Raw genomic sequence first — 16,550 nt, 5'->3', positions numbered from 1 at the left:
GGTGCCGGGCCCCGGAATCGTACGCGCAATCCAGGAGCGCCCGTGGACGCCAAGAACCGTTTCGAGACGAAGGCCACCTTCGCTCTCTCCCGACTCGAATGGCTGTGCTTTCTCGCCGTATCGCTCGTGCTCGCGTTCCAGCATCGTACGGAGATCCGCTGGGGTGTTTTCGTGCTGCTGTTCGTGGTGATCGACGCGATCGGTTATCTACCCGGTGCGATCGCTTTCCGGCGTAGCCCCGACCGACGCATTCCGCGCGGCTACTACGTGGCCTACAACGCGATGCACAGCCTGGTCACGGCAGGTGTCCTGGCCGGGGCGTGGGCGCTCTTCGTCCGGCCGGAATGGGCGCTGCTCGCCCTTCCGATCCATCTCATGGGAGACCGCGCACTCTTCGGGAACTCCCTCAAACCCTTCGGTGTCGCCTTCGAACCGGCAACCACTCCTGAATTCCGGGCTTTCGAGCGGCGGTATCACTCGGCGGCCGATTCCGGTGAAAGCATCGCGTCGCGGACCCCCCTGGAGGACACCGATGCCGTCCGTGCTTGACGCGCTGGCCGCGCACAGCGACAACCCCAGTTCCTTTCTCGCCCTCAACAGCGGGAACACGTACTTCCACGACGACCGGTTCGAGGGCGCCTGCGCCTATCGCACCTCGGGCCGTTACGTCCTCCAGTTCGGCGGCCCGTTCGCGGCCCCCGAACACCGCGCGCGACTGCTGGACGCCTTCGTCGCACACGCCGGACGCCGCCTGGTCGCCGTGCAACTGCAGCGGGCGGATGCCGAGCTGTACGCGGCGCACGGCTTCACGGTCAATCAGATCGGTGCGTCGTACGCCGTCGACCTGAGCCGTTTCACGCTGCGCGGCTCACGGTTCGTCCGGCTGCGGAACAAGATCTCGCGCGCCCGTCGGGCCGGCCTCGAGGTCGCCGAGGTACGGGACGGCGACGACCGCGCCGAACTGGACCGGATCGACCGGTGCTGGCTGCGGGAGAAGGGCCGGCACGTCAAGGAACTGCGTTTTCTCGTCGGCCAGCGGAACGGGAGCCTCCAGAAGCACCGCCGTCTGTTCGTCGGGCGGATCGGTGGCGAGGCCGTCGGGTACATCAACTACTCGCCGGTCTACGGCAGCCGCCCCGGCTGGCTCCACGACCTCAGCCGGCGCCGACCCGACGCGCCGCCCGGTGTGATGGAGGCGCTCAACGCCACCGTCATGGAACGGCTGACCGCCGACGGCGCCGGCTGGCTGCACTTCGGGTTCACCCCGTTCACCGGACTGGACCCCGAGCACGAACCACCGGGCGCCAGCCGCCTGTTCTCCCGGTTCGCCCGGCTGCTGGCCGAGCGCGGCGACGCGGTGTACCCGGCGGCCTCCCAGCTCGAGTACAAGCAGAAGTGGGCCCCGCACGTGGTCCTCCCGGAGTACATCGCCTTCCGCGGCCGACCACGCCCCGGCGCCGTGTGGCAGCTGCTGCGCGCCACCAACGCCGTGTGAGCCACCGCCTCCACGGCCGTGCGAGTGCCGGCGGCCGACGCGCGGATTTCCCGCCCGACTCACCCTGGAGGACCACGTCCATGAGATTCCTCGAACGTGAACGCGCCACCCTCGCCAAGCTGTTGCCCGAGCTGGACCCCGCCCTGCGCGAGACGCCGCTGATGGAGCTGGAGCGGCCGGGCAGCCCCGGCATCCGGCACTTCAGGGACAGCGGCGGCCCGGGACTCCTGGTCCCGGAGTCCCATCAGGGACGGGGCGCCACCGCGCTGGACGCACTGCTTGTGCAGCGGGCCATCGGCAGCCGCTCTCCGTCCCTCGCCGTGGCCACCACCATGCACCACTTCTCCGTGGCCACCCTGGTCGGACTCGGCGGCCTCGGCGACGGCCTGGAGTGGACACTGATCGAAGACGTGGCCTCGGCCAACCGTCTCCTCGCCTCCGGCTTCGCCGAGGGCCGCAGCGGCGCGGGCGTCCTGGACCCTTCGATGACCGCGACGGTGACCGGGGACGGCATCCGGATCAACGGCGTCAAACGACCGTGCAGCCTCGCCCGCTCCATGGACGTGCTCACGGCCGGCGTCGTGATTCCGCGCGAGGACGGGCAGGGCGACGAACTCGCCGTAGCCCTCGTGCCCGCGGAGAGCGAGGGCCTGAGCGTCAGCGGCTTCTGGTCCAGCGCCTTCCTCGCGGGCGCCGAGAGCGAACAGGTCACGCTCACCGATGTCCTGGTCCCGCCGGAACTGCTGCTGCGCACGGCGACGACCTCCGGCGAACGGCTCGACGAGCTCCAGACGGCCGGTCTGATCTGGTTCCAGGCGCTGATGACGGGCAGCTACCTCGGCGCCGCGAGCGCGCTGGTGGAGCGGGTGCTGCTGAACGACCGCATCCCCGAGCACGACCGCGTACGCCTCTTCGTCGAGACCGAGGCCGCGATGGCCACCGCCGAGGGCGTCGCCCGCCGTATCGACGCCGGCGACCTGGACGAGTCGGCGCTCGCGCAGGCCCTGTACGCGCGCTACGGCGTCCAGGACGCCATCGCCCGTGTCGTCCCGCGCGCGGTCGAGCTGCTGGGCGGGCTCAACTTCATGACGTCCGACGAGGTGGGCCACCTGGCCGCCTGCGCCAACGGACTCTCCCTGCACCCGCCGTCGCGCTCCCGGATGACCGGCTCGTTCTCCGCCTACCTGGCCGACCGGCCGCTCGCCATCGCCTGACCCCGCCCCACCGTCCATCGGTGGCCGAGACCCGCTGGGGGAACACACCCATGCCGTCAGACAACCAGCGCCCCGCCGTGCTGCCGGCCGGCCGCACGGGACCGCGCGACCGCCCCACCCTGCTGCTCACCGGCGGTTCCGGGGTACTCGGACGGGCTCTGATCGACGAGCTGTCACCCGACTGCGACCTGCTGTGCCTGCGCCGCAACACACCCCTGAGCGACCCGCGGGTGCGCGAGATCCAGGGCGATCTCGTCGCGCCCCGGCTCGGTCTGAGCCCTCGGGCCTGGCACGAACTGGCCCGGGAGGTGGACGTGGTGCTGCACTCCGCCGCCGAGACCAACTGGCGCACCCCGCCGGACGACATCACACGCACCAACCTGCTCGGTGCTCACAGCATGCTCGACCTGGCCGCCCGGGCCGACGCCCCGCTGTATCTGGTGAGTACCGCGTTCGCCGCCAACACCCCCACGGAGGAGGACCGCCGGCGCTTTCCCGGCGCCGCCGCCTACCTCGACTCGAAGACCCGTGCCGAGCAGATGACACGTGACTCGGGTGTGCCCGGCGCCATCGTGCGGCCCTCGGTCGTCATGGGTGATTCCGGCACCGGCCGGATCGCCGGCCGGCAGGGCCTGACCAAGACGATCGGCTCGATGGTCCTGGGGCAGGTGCCCGTGCTGCCCGGGGCCCCCGAGGCGCGGATCGACATGGTGCCCCAGGACTACGTCGCGCGGGCCATCGGTGACTTGGTCCGGGGCCGCGTGGACAGCGGCGAGTACTGGCTGACGGCCGGGAAGGAGGCCATCGAGTTACGGGAGTTCGCCGACATCTGCGCGGACGTCGCCGTACGGCACGGGCTGCCCCGGCCCCAGCGGCCCCGGCTCATTCCGGTCGAGGCGGTGCACCGGCTGCTGCTGCCCATGCTGGAGGGCACCGCGCTGCCCGCCTCGGTCCGCCGGCGACTGGAGCACTACGCCGAACTGCTGCTGGTGTTCCAGCGGGAGCTGCCGTTCGACACCTCCCTCGGCGAACCGGACTGCGGCACCCGACTGACCCGCACCGACATCCGCGCCGCACTCGTGCGCAACGCGGAGAGCTGGGCCGAGGAACGGGCCGGCCTGCTCAGCCGGCACCGGGCCGCCGCGGCTGCTCCGCGCGAGGTGGCGTCATGACCGTGTCACCTCCGCCCACCGAGGCCACCGTGCCGCCCACCGGGACCGCCGTGCCGCCCACCGGGTCCGCCGTGCGGCCTGGCGGGTCCGCCGCCCCCTCGACCCAGACCGCCACCCCCTCGACCGAGACCGCCGCACCGTCCACCGAGACCGCCCCATCGCCCGACCGGACCGACGTCGTCGATCTCTACTTCAAGCACATCGGCTCCGGCCGCGCCGTCATGGGCCGGGTCATGGGCGGCATGGCCGAAGTCCGCTCCGAGGGCGTCTGGATCCACGCCGACGACGGCCGCCGCTTCCTGGACTTCGGCGGCTACGGCGTCTTCCTCCTGGGCCACCGCCACCCGGCCGTCGTCGAGGCGGTGCACCGTCAGATCGACACCCACCCGCTGGCCAGCCGCGTCTTCCTCGAACCCGTGGCCGCCAGGGCCGCCCAGGCCCTCGCCGCCCACACGCCGCCCGGTCTGGACTACGTCCACTTCGTCAACTCCGGTGCCGAGGCCACCGAGGCCGCCCTGAAACTGGCCCGCGCCCACGGCCGCACCTCGTTGGTCACCACCCGCGGGGGCTTCCACGGCAAGACCCTCGGGGCGCTGAGCGTCACCGCCAACACCACGTACCAGACGCCGTTCCAGCCCCTGCTCCCCGACGTCATCCAGGTCGCCTACGACGACCCGGCCGACCTCGAGCAGGCCCTTGCCGTCCGCCGCGGCCGGGCCTGCGTCGTCGTCGAACCCGTCCAGGGCGAGGGCGGCGTACGCATCCCCCGCCCCGGCTACCTCAGCCGGGTACGGGCGCTGTGCCGGGCGTACGGCGCCCTGCTGGTCGTCGACGAGATCCAGACCGGCATGGGACGGCTGGGCACCTGGTGGGGCGTCGACGCCGAGGGCGTGCGCCCGGACGTGCTGCTGGCCGGCAAAGGGCTCAGCGGCGGTGTCGTACCGATCGCCGCGATGGCCGCCACCGCGGAGGCCTATGCACCCTTCAGCCGCGACCCCTACCTGCACACCTCCACCTTCGGCGCCTCACCGATCGCCTGTGCCGCCGCCCTCGCCACCGTACGGGCCATGGAGGAGGAGAACACCGTGCCCCGGGCCGCCGCGCTCGGCCTGCGCGTCCTCACCGCCGTGCGGGCGGTGTGCGCGCCGTACGAGGGCGGGCTGGTGCGCGAGGTGCGGGGCCGTGGACTGCTGATCGGCATCGAGTTCACCGAGGAACGGGCGGTCGGTGAACTCCTGCTGGAGCTGATCTCCCGCGGAGTGCTCGTCAACCACTCCCTCAACTCGGCCCGGGTGCTGCGGCTGACCCCGCCGGCCGTGGTCGAGGACACCGCGCTCGACCTGTTCCTCACCGTCCTCGCCGAGGCCCTGCACAGCACGGCCGACCGCATGGCCGGCTGACACCGGCTCCGGCCGCCGGCCCCGTCACCGCCCGCCCGTCGCCCCCGGTCACCACCTCTTGGCACCAGTGTCCGGAAACCCTCCGGGAAGGAACCGAACGATCCATGCGCCATGTGGTCCTGCACGCCCTCGCCGATGGACTGGCACCCACCGACGTCTACCGGCGTATCACCGACTTCCGCCGCTACCCCGAGTACAGCGACACCTTTCGCGAGGTGCACGTCGAGCCTCCGCTGCCCGACGGCACGACGGTCTCGGACTGGACCGTCGAGTTCCGGGGCGGCCTGATGCGGTGGCGGGAACGCGACACCTACTCGCCCGAGACCTGCTCCCTCGCCTTCGAGCAGCTCAGCGGCGACTTCCAGACCTTCGAGGGGAGTTGGCGCTGCGAACCGGGGGACGGCGGCACGCTCGTCGTCTTCACCGCCGCCTTCGACCTCGGCATCCCTTCCCTGGCCGAGATCCTCGACCCGGTGGCCGAGTCGACCGTGCGGACCAACATCACCCGCGTGCTGCGGGGCCTGGCGGACGCGGAGGTGATCGATGAACGCGCGGCTGCGGCTCGTGGCTGACCGGGTGACGACCGCCGGGGCCGCCTCTCCGGCCGCCTGTCCACCGTCGGAGGAACCTCCGCACGAGCAACCGCTGCTCGCGGAACCACCGCACGAGCAACCACCGCACGAGCAACCACCGCACGCGGAAGCGCTGCTCGCGGAGCCGCTGCACGCGGAACCGGGGCCGGGTGCCGTCCGCTGCCTCGGCCTCTACGCCAAGCTGGCCGCCGGGGTGACCGTCGTGACCGCCCGCGGCGAGGACGGCCCGCTCGGCATGACGGTCTCCGCCGTCACCTCGCTTTCCGCCCGCCCGCCGCTGCTCCTGGCCTGCCTGCGCGACGGCTCCCGCACCCTCACCGCGGTCCGCGCCCGCCGGGCCTTCGCCGTACACCTGCTGCGCGAGGAACAGCAGGAGCTGGCGGGCCGGTTCGCGTCCCCCACGACGACCGCGGCCGAGCGGTTCGCCGGGACCGACACCCGACAGGTACTGGGCGTCCCCGTGCTGGCCGGCGCGCTCGCCTGGTCGGTGTGCCTGACCGAGGACGTACGCCGCTACGGCGACCACCACCTCGTCGTCGGCCGGGTCGCCGCCGTGCACGTGGGCGGGGGACGCCCCCTGCTGTGGCACGACCGCCGGTTCGGCGCGCTGACCGAGCCGGTGCCGGACGCCGCCGGATGAACAGCTCGCCGGCCGGAACGCCGTACTGGGACCCGGCGGAACTACCGCCGCACCCCCAGCTGCACGGCGTGGTCACCGCGGACGTGGCCGTCGTCGGGGCCGGTCTTGCCGGGCTGTCCTGCGCCTATCACCTGGCGGAACGCGCCCCCGGGCTCGACATCGCCGTGGTGGACGCCGAGCACCCGGCCGCGGGGGCCAGCGGCCGGGGCACCGGTCTGCTGGGCCCCCGGGCCGGCCCCGCCGTCGACCGGGCGGTGCGCCGCTTCGGCCCGGGGACGGCGCGCCGGATGCACCGGGCCAGTGAGCGGGCGGTACGGGACGTCCTCGACCTGTGCGTCCGGCTCGACGTGCCCTGCGGGCTGCGAACCGGCGACCAGCTCGTGGCCACGCGCTCGTCCGCGGGCCTGGTGGCACTGGCCCGCCAGGCCCGCGCCTGCCGCGCACTGGGCCTGGACGTCCCCGTCCTCACCGAGGCCGGCATCCGAGACCGCGTGGGTGTGCCGTTCAGGGCCGCTCTCCTGCACCGCCCCGCCGCCACCCTGGACCCGGCCGCCCTGACCTGCGCCCTCGCCCGCGCCTGCGCCGACAAGGGCGTGCGGTTCTACGGTCACAGTCCGCTGCTGGCGCTGCGCCCCGGCGACCTGGTCGGGCCGGAACTGGTCCTCCCGCACGGCCGGCTGTACGCCCGTCAGGCGGTGCTGGCCGTCAACTCCGCCGCAGGGTCACTGGACCTGCCGGTCGGCACGATCCTGCCGCTGGAGGTGTACGCCGTCGCCACCGAACCGCTGAGCGCTCCGGCGTACGAGGCGCTGGGCGGGCGCGCGGGGTACTCCGTCGTCGACGCCGTGCCGATGGCGCCGTACTTCCGACTGCTCCCGGACGGCGGCCTGGTGGCGGGCGGCGGCACCGCCACGGTCCCGGCCGGGCTCGGCGCTCCCCGGCTCCAGTCCCTCCGGGAGCGCGCCTGGGCCCGGCTGGAGGCGTGGCTGCGGTCCCTGCACCCCGACCTCGGCCGGGTGCGGGTCACCCACCGCTGGTCCGGCCGCATCGGCATGACCGGCGACGACCTGCCGGTGGTCGGGCCGGTCCACGGGTTCCCCGACGTCTGGTACATCGGCGGCTGCTGCGGACACGGCCTCGCCCTGTCCGTGGCGCACGGCGCGCACGTGGCCGCTGCCCTGCTGGGCGAACCGGAACCCGGCGAACCGCTGCCCTGGCACCGCGCCAGGGCCCCCCGCCTGCCCGTACGCGGACCCGTCCGGCCCCTGCTGCGCGCGTACGTGGACGTACTCGGGCGCGCGGCGCGCCACGCGTGCTGACGGCCGCCCGGGACGGCGGCCAACTCCTCCGGCCGACACCGACAGAGAGGTTCCTGATGCGCCCACCCCACCCCGGCGGCGACGGCGGTCTGCCGGCGTCCCTGCCCATGGGCACCGCCGACGTCGCCTACCACCTGGCCATGGGAGGCAGACCGCTGCCGGCCGGTTTCCTGTTCGGATTCTCGGGCCCCGCCCCCACCCTGGACTCGGTACGCGCCCGCGTCGCCGAACGCACGCCCCGCATCCCCGCGTTGCGCTACCGCATCGACAGGGAGAGCCGGACGTTCTCCCGCGTCGGACGGATCGACGTGGAGCAGCACGTGCACGAGGCCTGGCTGCCCGGGGACGACGACGGCTCGGGCGCCGGCCGGCTGATGCTGTCCCGTCCCATGGGCGGGGACACCCGGCCGCCCTGGGACGTGTGGCTGGTGCACGGACCCACCGGCGGCCACAGCCTGTGCTACCGCACCGACCACACCTTCCAGGACGGCGTGGGAGCCGCACACACCGCGCGGGCCCTGCTCGACGACGACCCCGGCGGCGGGCCGCCCCCGCACCGCCGCGGCCGGCCCGCCCTCGGCGGCCTCGCCGGCGCCGTCGGCGCCGTGGCCGCTTCCTTCCGGCGGAGCGACAAACCGGCCTTCGACGTACCGCTCGGCGGGCGGACGGACCTGTGTCAGGCGGTCGTCCCGGTGGCGCGGCTGCGGGCCGCCGGCCGGGCCCACGGCGCCACGGTGAACGACGTCTTCCTCGCGGCGCTCGCCCACGCGGTGGGCACCTGGCACCGCGAGAGCACCGGCTCCGCGCATCCGCCGCTGCCGGTCGCGGTCCCGATGTCGGTGCGGGGGCCCGGCGAGGAGTACGCCCCGGGCAACCGGCTCGTCGTCGCACGTGTCCTGCTGCCCTGCGACGCCCCGTCCCCGCAGCACGCCCTGCAGCGCGTGGTGGCCCGCACCGGGGCACTGCGTGCCGGCCGTCAGCGCGATGCCCTGCGCCTGCTGCTGACGGCCGGGCCGCGGGCGGTCGGCGCCCGGGTCGGCACCCGGATGGTGAACGGCCGGTCCGTCGCCGGGCCGGCGAGCAGCGTGAACTTCGGCAGCGCCCTCGTCCACCGGGGCAACGCCGCCCGCCGGGCCGTCGTCTACTCCGGGCTCGGCGCCGGCATCCGCTGCCTGACCACGCTGACGAGCCAGCACGACACCGCCTGCCTCGCCGTGATCCACGACGAGGCCCTGCACACCGCCGGTGAACTCCCCGGCCTGTGGCTCGCGGCACTGTCGGAACTGGAACGGCCGTAGCGACTACGGGACACGGCAGGGCCCCGGGCGTCACCATGAGCCCGAGGCGCTGCCGTGCCGGCCCGTTCCTCAGCGGCCCGAGCCGCGCACGGTCCCCGTCGCCAGGAACACGCACGTCGCCGCGGCCTCGCCGACCAGCGGCAGATACGGGGCCAGACGATCCACCGCGTACGGCAGTGCGAACAGGTCGGCCACCCGTACGTCCCAGCCGTGCTGTCCCCACCAGCCCTCCGGCTCGGCGAGCTGCCAGTGCCAGGAGATCCCGGTCGTCGACAGCGCCTCCAGGAACGGGGCCACGAACGACGAGGAGGCGGCCCCGGCGTTCACGCACTCGGCACCGAAGGCGCTGCCCGGCGCGGAGAGTTCCGTCATCGCGGCGACGATGTCCTCGACCGCGTGCGGCTGGAGGTGGTACAGACGCGTCTCGCACAGCCACGCGGTGGGGCGGCCCGGGTCCATCCCGGCGGCGAGCAGGTCCCCGCCCCAGGAGCCGGCCGGATCGGCGCCGACGGTGGTGCGCCGCCCGCAGGACGGCGGCGCCCCGTCCAGCACGTGCTCCTTGAAGGCCAGCAGCGCCGGATCCTCGACCTCGAAGACGTGCACGTCGGCCGGCCAGTCGAGCCGGAAGGCACGGGTGTCGAGACCGGCCCCGAGCAGTACCACCTGGCGGCAGCCCGAACGAGCCGCCGACACCAGGTACTCGTCGTAGAAGCGGGTGCGTACCACGGCCCAGTCGGGGAGCAGCCGCTGGAGCGGGCCGTCACCCGGGGGAGCCCCGGTGAAGCCCGCCGCGCGCACGAACGCGGCGGCCCATGGGTCGCGGACGTACGGTGCCGGCCTGCCGTACTCCGCGGCGTGCGCGGACGCCGTCCAGAGGGCGACCCGGGACAGTCCGTCCGGAAGGGGGACGCCAGGTGCGGGTGGGGCAGTGGGCCGTGCGGTGTGCGGCATGAGAACCCTCCGTGCCGGTGGTGTCGTGGGTGGTGTCAGTGGTGTCGGTCCGTCGGTCGCCGGGCCCGGCTCAGGGGGATCGGCGACGGCTGAGCAGGATCGCCAGCGCGCCCAGCGCCAGCAGTCCGCCGGAGGGGCGGGTGGGCCGCTGGCCTCCCATCGCGGCGGGGGTCCGCGGCTCGTGGACGTTCAGCGCGAACCGGCGGTTGGCGATGTCGGACAGCACTCCTCGGACCTGCTCGGGGCTGGTGACGGCGGTCAGCAGCAGCTCCATGGAGTTGCGGGCGAACTGGTGGCGGCCGAGGAACTCCCGGCCCAGCGAGAAGAGGATCTTCGGAACCTCGCCCTGGAACACCTCCGGCAGCGTGATCTCGGGAGCCAGACAGCGCACCGAGCCGTCGAGGTTCGCGAACGACTTGCCCAGCAGCGACACGGCCGGCGGCGAACCGATGCCCCGTTTGGTCGCCTTGGCCAGCACGGTGGTGAGGGCGACGCCGAAGTTCATGTCCTCCAGGGACAGATGCGAGACCTTGGGGACGAAGGCGGCCATGTCGGCGGCGAACGCCGGCATGTTGGCCCACGGCGTCATGCGGCCCATCTCGGCCCAGTGCTGCGCCAGCCCGATGCCGTCATTCTGTGCCAACGTCATGAAGAGGGGCAGCAGTTGCAGGCTGGTGCGCCGGTCCAGGCGGCCGACCATGCCCCAGTCGATCAGCGTCGCGGGTCCGCCGGGCGCGGCGAAGACGTTGCCCGCGTGCGGGTCGGCGTGGAAGAAGCGGTGGACGAAGTACCCGTGGTACATGAAGCGGAGCAGGTCCCTGCCGATCTCGACGCGTTCGTCGTCCGTGAAGTGGTTCCGGTCGATGTGCCGCACCGACGTGCCGCCGGCGAGCGACTGGACGAGGACCCGGGGGCCGGCGTGCAGCACCCGGGGCACCTCCAGCGAACGGAACTGCCGGACGTGCTCCCGGGCCTCGTCCATGTTCTGGGCCTCGCCGTTGAAGTCCAGCTCCGGCTCCATCGCGTCGAAGACGGAGCCGAGCATCGCCTCGATGTCGATGACCTCGTTGAACCGGGGTGCGACGCGGGCCACGATCTTCGACGCCCGGCGCATCAGGGCCATGTCCGCGAGCACGCCCTCCCGGATGCCGGGGCGCTGGATCTTGACCACGGCCGGGCGTCCGCCGGGCAGCGTCACCCGGTAGACCTGGGCGAGGGACGCCGCCCCGAGCGGGGCGACGGTCTCGACGTCGTCGAAGCGCAGCTTCCAGTCCGGTCCGAGGTCCCGCTCCAGCACCGGCTCGAACACCGAGAACGGCTGGACGTCCACCTGGTCGTGCAGGTTCTGCAGCTCGTCCCGGATCGACTGCGGGACCATGTCCGGCCGGGTGGACAGGATCTGCCCGAGCTTCACGTAGAAGGGCCCGAGGCTCTCCAATGCCTGCCGCACCGCCTTGGCACGGCGCCGTTCCGCTCCGGTGCACGTGCCCCCGGCGGAGCCGGCCGCGGACCCGGCGGAGACGGTGGCGTCCTCCGCCGGGGAGCGCGTGTCCCCTCCCGCACGTCTCCGCGGCCGGGCCGCCCGTCCCACCTCGTCGGCCACGAGGCCGCCCAGCACCTTGACCACGAGACGCAGCCGATCGCCGACGACAGACGCCATCGCGTGTCATCCTCCTCAGGTCGGGATCCGGACGGACGGGTGGTCGGTGTGCTCGGCGGCCGGACGGGGCGACGGCACGGCCGGTCAGCCCGGGGACGCGGACTGACCTCCCTGGGCCGGCGGGCCGGCCAGGTTCTGCAGGCCCTGGAGCGCCTCGATGAGTTGGGGCAGCACCTGGAGCAGCTGGGCGAGCTGGGACGGGAGCGACATGAGGTCGCCGACCCCGCCGGCGGCCTGTCCGAGGCCTCCGGCCAGCTGCCCGAGCCCGCCGAGGGCGCCGGCCGCACCGCCGACGGCGGCGAGCGGGCCGACGGCGCCGCCCAGGGCGGCGAGGGGGTTGCCCGCCCCGCTGAGCGCGGCGAGCGGGTTGGCCCCTCCCGCGGCGCCGGCGAGCACGGCCAGGGGGTTCTGCGCGCCGCCGGCGATGTTCCCCAGCTGGCTCGCGGCTCCTCCGGTGAGGCCCGCGAGCGGGTGGCCGACGCCGCCGACTGCGCCCAGCGCGGCCAGGGGGTTGCCGGCCAGGGCCGCCAGGGGGTTCGCGGCGCCCGCGAGGGCGGCGGCCGGATTGACCGTGCCGGCCAGGGCGCCGAGCACGTTCGCCGGCAGTCCGGCCAGCGTGTCGACGGGGTTGCCGGACCCGGACGGTCCGGGCTTGTCGGACCGGTTGAGGATGTCGTCGAAGGCTTCCTTGCCGCTGTCGGCCATATTGCCGACCAGGTCCTTGAAAATGTCCTGGATGTTTTTGTTGTTGGACATGAGTGCAATCCCTTTCCGTTTTCCTGTGCTGAGATGCGATGAGAGCGGGATGGCATCGAACGGGGGGCGGTGAGGGAGGGAGGCGGCTTCGCGCCGTTATTGCGTGCAGCCTTCCAAGGCTTTCGCGCACGCATTCTTGAGGCGTGCGCGGCCTCTGGTGAAAGCGGCCTCGGCCGCCTTGACGGAAATGTTGTGCATGCGGGCGAATTCCGCAGTGGAAATTCCCTCGGAGCGGGCGAGTATGACCTCCTGTTCCCGCCCGCGCAGGTGTTGTACCTGGCCCAGCAGCCATCTGCCGAAGTCCTCGTCGCAGACGTCCTCCTCGGTCGTCCCGGAGGCGTCCATGGGCGCCGCACGCTGCAGAAGTCTGCTGCGACGGTCCATGTCGCGGTAGAAGTCGATGCAGAGGCGAAGCGCCACGGACGTCAGAAAGGAACCGAGTCGATTCTTGTCCAGCGCGGCGTGGGCGGCTGCGCGGGCCATCGTTTCCTGAACGCAGTCCTCGGCGTCCTGAAAGCTGGGCAGTCTTCGTCGAACCAACCGCATGAGGCGGTCCTGATGCTGGAAGATGTCTTCCCAGGAGCATTCAGCGGGCGATTGGCAGGTGGAATGTCGCGCCATCGTGGTTTGCAGCCCGTTGTCTCTCGGATTGAGGAGGGAGAACCACGGCCGACTTTCTATGTGCCGGCCATGTGGTTTTCCTACCCGAGGCCTTCGAGCGGCAAACCGGAATGTGTACCTCCTGCGGCAGGCAGGAATGATTCTTCGCGGTCATTTCCGCGGAGCCGCGCGCCGGGTCCAGTCACGGTTCCAGTTGAACCACATGTCCCGTACGGTCTGGTGCACTTGGGAGCCGCCGGCGCGCAGCTCGGTGGTGTACGCCTGGACCGCCTCCCTGCCCACCATCCGCGCGCCGCCGGTGAAGTAGGACCCGCGCACGTGCCGCGGTGAGCGGAACCTGCCCCACAGCAGGATCCTCATCAGCGGCCACAGGGTGAACACGCCGGAGGGACAGCGGTCTTCGGGATCGAGGGTGCCCCACACCGCAGGGCACAGTCCGCTCTCGCGCAGCAGCTCGTAGATGCGCGCGATGGTGCTCTCCTTCGTCGACTTCCCCGCGTGGTAAGCCAGTACGGCGTCCCGCGACTGGTCGAACAGTCGCTCCACCCACGGGTTGTCGACTCCCTGGAGGCCCCGGTACGGGGGCAGTTCCAGCGCGTCGAAGCAGGTGGGGTCGTGCGTCTTCTCGAACGCCACGGCGACCTGGTTCTGGGCGTTGGTCCCGTACAGCGTGGTGATGGTCCACACCCGGTTCCAGGCGTTCCACAGGTCGAAGTCGTCGAACGAGACGTAGCTGCACGAGACCAGGTCGTCGTAGAACCGGAACATGCGCTTGGTCCAGTGGTCCAGGTACGCGAACCGGGCGGTGTCGAAGTCGTCCTGGCGCACCGCCTCGATGAGTCGGTGGCCCAGGGCGTTGAGCGCCATCACGGTGACCGCGAGGCCGCTGGAGAAGAGCGGGTCGACGAAGTCACTGGCGTGCGGCAGCAGGCACCACCGGTCGCCGACGACCTTCTGCGAGGCGAACTGGGTGCGATCGGTCGACACGTACGGCCGCACCGCCCGCGCCCGGTCGAACTGCCGCGCCACACTGGGGAACCGTCGCACATGGTGCCAGAACTCCTCCTCCGCCGAGACGTCGTCCGGACGCGGGTACCGGTCCAGGTCCAGGTTGACGCCGACGCTGCACAGCTCGCTGGTGCTCGTCGACTGGTTGTCGAACGGAATCACCCACAGCCAGCCGCCGCGGAACATGTGGTGGAGCGTCCCCTGGCTGAACGGACTGGGCATTCCGTGCTGCTCGCGCGGCGGTGCCACGGTGTCGAAGGGGCGCACGTCCACCATGTGCGTGAAGATCGTGCGCGACCGGGTGCGGTACGGCGGCTCCTGCCGCAGCCCGAGCCGCTCGGGCAGCACGGCCCGCACCCCGCCGGCGTCGACCACGTACGACGCCCGGAAGGTGCCCCGGTCCCGGGTGACCAGGGTGGCGCCGTCCTCCTCGAACTTCACGTCGTCGACGAGCGTGTGGGTGTACGCGGTGACGCCGTAGGACACGGCGGTGTGGAACATGTACGCGTCCACGTCCTGCCGGAAGTAGTGCGAGTCGGGACCCAGCGGCGGGCCCCAGGTGGGGTACTGGGTGCACTCGTCGGGCCGGGTCGGCTCGCCCTCGCGGTGGTAGACGAAGCTGAAGTTCCGCTTGACCCCGCAGTTCGACGACACGTGGCGGCGCAGCGTCCCGTTGGTCGCCAGATGCTCGATCTCGGGGACGCCGTAGCGGCGGGCCAGCACCCGCAGGCCGAACGTGGTCTCGGGGACGGTGGACTCTCCGATGGCGAAGCGGGGGTGTCCGCTGCCCTCCAGCAGCAGCACGCGCACCCCGTGGCGTGCGAGTACGGCCCCCAGCATCGTCCCGCCGATGCCGCCACCGACGATGGCGACATCGAAAACACGCTGGTCCTCTTGCATGTCTGCGGTTCCTTTCGCGACGGGAAGAGCGAGTTGTCCGCCTCCGCGGTCACCGGCGGGCGACCGCGGACGCGGGCAGTACCCGGCGCAGCCCGCAGGCCGCCACCCGGGCGGAGAAGGAGACGGCGAACCAGGGAGTGGGCGCCAGCTCGGACAGCCGGCGCCGGTCTCCCGGCACGAGGCGCTCGCCGCGCCCGGTGACGTCGAGCCACGCACCGAAGTGCAGCAGCCTCACCTCGGGCCCGGCGTCGCGCGCGGGGAACGGCCGCATGTGCTCGCGCACCGCGCGGGTCAGGGTCCTGCGCCGTTCGGCGCCCACCGCGTGCCCGGCCAGGAAGAGGTCGAGCAACTCCGCGGAACGACCCGGGAATCCGCCGTGCCCGAGCGGGTCGCGCCCCACCAGCCCGGCGTCGTGGAACGCCGCGGCGGCCAGCAGTCCGACCCGGTCGTAGGCCGTCCCCCGGGTGCGCGCACAGGCGTCCGCCAGCAGAAAGGTACGCAGGGAGTGCACGGCTACGCGGGGCGGCAGCCGGCACATCTCCGCCAGTGCGGCACCCGCGAGAGGATGCCCGAGCAGTTCCGCCAGGCCGGGCCGGCCGAGCAGGGGCTGCCACGACCCGGGTAACGCCGCCGGTGGGACGGAGGGGCGGGGCGCGCCCCCGCCACCGGACCCGGGCACCTCGGACCCTGCGTCCATGACCGACTTCCCCTCGTTGTGAGCCGTGCCGACTGTGTCCGTCTCATCAGTCCTTACGCTCGGGCCCCGTCGCACCCCCTACGCACAACAGCCCTGCCTCGGCAGCGCGTTGGCGCGTGAGTGACGGCGCGCGGCGCGGAATGCGCGCTCCGGGCGTGCTTTTGGGAGGTCCTTTCGGGGGACCTTCGGACGGACGCGTGCTGGCAGTCTGGTTCCGTGATCGCCGTGCTCAACGTTCATGAACGCACCCTGCCCGTTCCCCCCGCAGAAGTCGGCGTGCTGATCGACTCGCTGGGCGGCGAGGAGGACCGTCTCTGGCCGCCGGACTGGCCGCCCGTACGCTTCGAGGGGCCTCTCGCCGTGGGCGTTCCCGGCGGCCACGGACCGGTGCGGTATGTGGTGAGCCACTACGTGCCGGGCCGATGGGTGCGGTTCCGTTTCACCGGTCCGCGGGGGTTCGAGGGCTTCCACGAGTTCAGCGTCGAATGCCTCGACGGGCGGCGGACCGTGCTGCGGAACACCCTGGTGGTCCGTCCGCGGGGGGTGCGCTGGCTGGCCTGGGTCCTGGTCGTCCGGCCGCTGCACGACGCGGCGTTCCGGCGCAGCCTGGACTGCGCCGAGCGGGCCCTGACGGGGCGGGTGGCCCACCCGGTCAGGGAGAACCGGTACGTGCGCCTGCTGCGCGCGGCCGCCGCACGACGGGCCGTGTGACGCACCCCTCGCGCGCCGGATCCGCGGAGCGGTCGGACTCCTCGAGCAGGGAGCCGTAGCGGAGGCCGGGCCGGCCCGGCCGCAGCTCCCGCACGACCACCCCTTCCAGCGCGAG

16 protein-coding genes are annotated in these 16,550 nt (G+C 72.8%); 10 read left to right on the top strand and 6 right to left on the bottom strand.

All coding sequences use genetic code 11. From position 1 onward, the window contains the following. Nucleotides 1-42: 42 nt before the first annotated feature. The 9 genes from ACP4IX_RS21335 to ACP4IX_RS21295 all read left to right on the top strand — a co-directional run bounded on the left by ACP4IX_RS21335 (nucleotide 43) and on the right by ACP4IX_RS21295 (nucleotide 9,131). Entirely contained in the window at nucleotides 43-549 is a 507-nt protein-coding gene (locus ACP4IX_RS21335; RefSeq protein WP_426556372.1) for a hypothetical protein, read from the top strand. Continuing rightward, on the top strand, nucleotides 533-1,495 hold the full coding sequence (locus ACP4IX_RS21330) for a bifunctional lysylphosphatidylglycerol flippase/synthetase MprF (RefSeq protein WP_426522198.1): 963 nt from the start codon (nucleotides 533-535) through the stop codon (nucleotides 1,493-1,495). Before ACP4IX_RS21335 ends, ACP4IX_RS21330 begins: the two co-directional genes overlap by 17 nt. 80 nt (nucleotides 1,496-1,575) lie before the next feature. Continuing rightward, a complete protein-coding gene (locus ACP4IX_RS21325; RefSeq protein ID WP_426522199.1) occupies nucleotides 1,576-2,709 on the top strand; it encodes an acyl-CoA dehydrogenase in 1,134 nt (377 codons plus the stop codon). A 50-nt stretch (nucleotides 2,710-2,759) separates the two neighbouring features. Then, a complete protein-coding gene (locus tag ACP4IX_RS21320; RefSeq protein WP_426522200.1) occupies nucleotides 2,760-3,881 on the top strand; it encodes an SDR family oxidoreductase in 1,122 nt (373 codons plus the stop codon). After that, a complete protein-coding gene (locus tag ACP4IX_RS21315; protein WP_426556371.1) occupies nucleotides 3,878-5,281 on the top strand; it encodes an aminotransferase class III-fold pyridoxal phosphate-dependent enzyme in 1,404 nt (467 codons plus the stop codon). Before ACP4IX_RS21320 ends, ACP4IX_RS21315 begins: the two co-directional genes overlap by 4 nt. 104 nt (nucleotides 5,282-5,385) lie before the next feature. Beyond that, nucleotides 5,386-5,853 (top strand): aromatase/cyclase, encoded by a 468-nt coding sequence (locus tag ACP4IX_RS21310; protein ID WP_426522202.1) that lies wholly within the window; start codon nucleotides 5,386-5,388, stop codon nucleotides 5,851-5,853. Continuing rightward, a complete protein-coding gene (locus ACP4IX_RS21305; RefSeq protein ID WP_426556370.1) occupies nucleotides 5,825-6,514 on the top strand; it encodes a flavin reductase family protein in 690 nt (229 codons plus the stop codon). Before ACP4IX_RS21310 ends, ACP4IX_RS21305 begins: the two co-directional genes overlap by 29 nt. Further along, nucleotides 6,511-7,833: an NAD(P)/FAD-dependent oxidoreductase gene (locus tag ACP4IX_RS21300; protein WP_426522204.1), complete on the top strand. Its 1,323-nt coding sequence runs from the start codon at nucleotides 6,511-6,513 to the stop codon at nucleotides 7,831-7,833. The genes ACP4IX_RS21305 and ACP4IX_RS21300 overlap by 4 nt, the downstream gene beginning before the upstream one ends. Nucleotides 7,834-7,889: 56 nt before the next feature. Next, a complete protein-coding gene (locus ACP4IX_RS21295; protein WP_426556369.1) occupies nucleotides 7,890-9,131 on the top strand; it encodes a wax ester/triacylglycerol synthase domain-containing protein in 1,242 nt (413 codons plus the stop codon). A gap of 69 nt (nucleotides 9,132-9,200) precedes the next feature. Here the strand turns inward: ACP4IX_RS21295 and ACP4IX_RS21290 are convergent, their stop codons facing one another. The 6 genes from ACP4IX_RS21290 to ACP4IX_RS21265 form a co-directional block, all read right to left on the bottom strand. Continuing rightward, nucleotides 9,201-10,082: an SAM-dependent methyltransferase gene (locus ACP4IX_RS21290; RefSeq protein ID WP_426556368.1), complete on the bottom strand. Its 882-nt coding sequence runs from the start codon at nucleotides 10,080-10,082 to the stop codon at nucleotides 9,201-9,203. Nucleotides 10,083-10,152: 70 nt separating this feature from the next. Beyond that, nucleotides 10,153-11,742, bottom strand: coding sequence for an ABC1 kinase family protein (locus tag ACP4IX_RS21285; protein WP_426556367.1), 1,590 nt, complete (start codon nucleotides 11,740-11,742; stop codon nucleotides 10,153-10,155). Nucleotides 11,743-11,826: 84 nt separating this feature from the next. Then, complete coding sequence (locus tag ACP4IX_RS21280) at nucleotides 11,827-12,498, bottom strand: hypothetical protein (RefSeq protein WP_426556366.1); 672 nt, start codon at nucleotides 12,496-12,498, stop codon at nucleotides 11,827-11,829. Nucleotides 12,499-12,594: 96 nt separating this feature from the next. Continuing rightward, a complete protein-coding gene (locus tag ACP4IX_RS21275) occupies nucleotides 12,595-13,119 on the bottom strand; it encodes an RNA polymerase sigma factor (RefSeq protein ID WP_426522209.1) in 525 nt (174 codons plus the stop codon). Between the two features lie 150 nt (nucleotides 13,120-13,269). Next, the gene (locus ACP4IX_RS21270; RefSeq protein ID WP_426522210.1) at nucleotides 13,270-15,027 is read right to left on the bottom strand and encodes an NAD(P)/FAD-dependent oxidoreductase; all 1,758 of its coding nucleotides are present in this window, start codon (nucleotides 15,025-15,027) and stop codon (nucleotides 13,270-13,272) included. A gap of 49 nt (nucleotides 15,028-15,076) precedes the next feature. Beyond that, the gene (locus tag ACP4IX_RS21265) at nucleotides 15,077-15,724 is read right to left on the bottom strand and encodes a hypothetical protein (protein WP_426556365.1); all 648 of its coding nucleotides are present in this window, start codon (nucleotides 15,722-15,724) and stop codon (nucleotides 15,077-15,079) included. 219 nt (nucleotides 15,725-15,943) lie between these two features. Between ACP4IX_RS21265 and ACP4IX_RS21260 the strand changes: the two genes are divergently transcribed. Then, nucleotides 15,944-16,435, top strand: coding sequence for an SRPBCC family protein (locus ACP4IX_RS21260; protein ID WP_426556428.1), 492 nt, complete (start codon nucleotides 15,944-15,946; stop codon nucleotides 16,433-16,435). Nucleotides 16,436-16,550 lie beyond the last annotated feature (115 nt).

The organism is Streptomyces sp. WG5 (genome assembly GCF_049974565.1).
Taxonomy (GTDB): domain Bacteria; phylum Actinomycetota; class Actinomycetes; order Streptomycetales; family Streptomycetaceae; genus Streptomyces.
The sequence above is the reverse complement of the archived record's forward strand: the minus strand, read 5'-3'. Positions and strand labels throughout refer to the sequence as shown.

Bases quoted from the DNA above. Each gene is read 5' to 3' on its own strand.
- ACP4IX_RS21330 (WP_426522198.1), top strand. From the start codon at position 533: ATGCCGTCCGTGCTTGACGCGCTGGCCGCGCACAGCGACAACCCCAGT.
- ACP4IX_RS21325 (WP_426522199.1), top strand. From the start codon at position 1,576: ATGAGATTCCTCGAACGTGAACGCGCCACCCTCGCCAAGCTGTTGCCC.
- ACP4IX_RS21320 (WP_426522200.1), top strand. From the start codon at position 2,760: ATGCCGTCAGACAACCAGCGCCCCGCCGTGCTGCCGGCCGGCCGCACG.
- ACP4IX_RS21315 (WP_426556371.1), top strand. From the start codon at position 3,878: ATGACCGTGTCACCTCCGCCCACCGAGGCCACCGTGCCGCCCACCGGG.
- ACP4IX_RS21310 (WP_426522202.1), top strand. From the start codon at position 5,386: ATGCGCCATGTGGTCCTGCACGCCCTCGCCGATGGACTGGCACCCACC.
- ACP4IX_RS21305 (WP_426556370.1), top strand. From the start codon at position 5,825: ATGAACGCGCGGCTGCGGCTCGTGGCTGACCGGGTGACGACCGCCGGG.
- ACP4IX_RS21300 (WP_426522204.1), top strand. From the start codon at position 6,511: ATGAACAGCTCGCCGGCCGGAACGCCGTACTGGGACCCGGCGGAACTA.
- ACP4IX_RS21295 (WP_426556369.1), top strand. From the start codon at position 7,890: ATGCGCCCACCCCACCCCGGCGGCGACGGCGGTCTGCCGGCGTCCCTG.
- ACP4IX_RS21290 (WP_426556368.1), bottom strand. From the start codon at position 10,082: ATGCCGCACACCGCACGGCCCACTGCCCCACCCGCACCTGGCGTCCCC.
- ACP4IX_RS21285 (WP_426556367.1), bottom strand. From the start codon at position 11,742: ATGGCGTCTGTCGTCGGCGATCGGCTGCGTCTCGTGGTCAAGGTGCTG.
- ACP4IX_RS21280 (WP_426556366.1), bottom strand. From the start codon at position 12,498: ATGTCCAACAACAAAAACATCCAGGACATTTTCAAGGACCTGGTCGGC.
- ACP4IX_RS21275 (WP_426522209.1), bottom strand. From the start codon at position 13,119: ATGGCGCGACATTCCACCTGCCAATCGCCCGCTGAATGCTCCTGGGAA.
- ACP4IX_RS21270 (WP_426522210.1), bottom strand. From the start codon at position 15,027: ATGCAAGAGGACCAGCGTGTTTTCGATGTCGCCATCGTCGGTGGCGGC.
- ACP4IX_RS21265 (WP_426556365.1), bottom strand. From the start codon at position 15,724: ATGGACGCAGGGTCCGAGGTGCCCGGGTCCGGTGGCGGGGGCGCGCCC.